Source organism: Streptomyces nanshensis, from assembly GCF_001751255.1.
Classification (GTDB): Bacteria; Actinomycetota; Actinomycetes; order Streptomycetales; family Streptomycetaceae; genus Streptomyces; species Streptomyces nanshensis_A.
This window is the reverse complement of record NZ_LJGW01000509.1, coordinates 1-966: the sequence shown is the minus strand read 5'-3', so window position 1 is coordinate 966 and position 966 is coordinate 1. Positions and strand designations below refer to the sequence as shown.

The 966-nt window shown below is 76.8% G+C and carries 1 pseudogene; it reads right to left on the bottom strand.

The window, feature by feature from the left end:
- Positions 1 to 749: 749 nt before the first annotated feature.
- Positions 750 to 966 (bottom strand): annotated as a pseudogene (locus AN218_RS29275) (ROK family protein); the annotation flags it as partial.

Genomic DNA, 966 nt, shown 5'->3' with positions numbered 1-966 from the left:
TGGGCGAAGGGGAGTCGGCCGCCTCAGCCGGATCGGACGGCTTCCGGTGCGGGTGTGGGTGCGGGTGCGGTGCCGCGTGCGCGGGACGCTCACCCGGCGGCTGCCGTACGTCCGGGGGCTCGGCCGGGGCGCTGGTGGGCGAGGGAGGCGGGGGTTCGGACGCCGTGGGCGACGGGCGCGGCGGCTCGGAGGTCGGCGGCGTGGGAGGCGTGAACGTGGGCGTCGGGGAGGGCGCGGGGGGCTTGGGCCGTACGCATCCACAACTCCCGGCGCACAGCCGGGCGATGACGTCCGGCCGCCGGAGATCGGCGATGACGACGAGCGAGGCCGAGGGACACCGTCCGCCCAGACGGACGGCGAGGCCGATCCGCGCTCCCTCCTTTTCGGTGGGGGCGTGACCGGACGGGTGTAAGCGGCCCGTGCTCTCCGGGACGGGGGAGGGCGGCGACGCCGGAGCCGCTGACACCGGGGGAGACGGCGGGGGCTGCGGAGACGAGGGGGACGGTGGGGACGTTGGGGACAGCGCCGCCGACGGTGCGGCGAGGACGAGGACAAGTGCCGTACCGACCAGGGCAGTTGAGGCGGTGCGGTGCCATCGGCGTCGGGTCACACGTCCGAGCATGTGGGGGAGCACAGGCGCGGGGTGCGGCTTCCGGCCGCTGTTCGCCCGAACTGCTGAAGCCAGCGGAGTAGTTGACGCCGCGTCCGGCCCGTCGCGCCCGGCCTCCGCCGCCTCGCCGTCCCGCCGCTCAGCGTGGCACGGCGTACGGCAGCGGGTCGTCGAGCACGGCCCGTACGACCGAGTGCGCGGCGCCCAGCGACGGCCCGTCGCCGCCCATCGCGGAGACCGCCACCTCGGGCAGGGACGTCTGTGTCGCCGCCCGCCCCCGCAACTCCCGTTCCAGCGGGGGCAGAAGCCATGGGGCGAGCCCGCTCAGCGCGCCGCCGAGCAGCACGGCGCGCGGG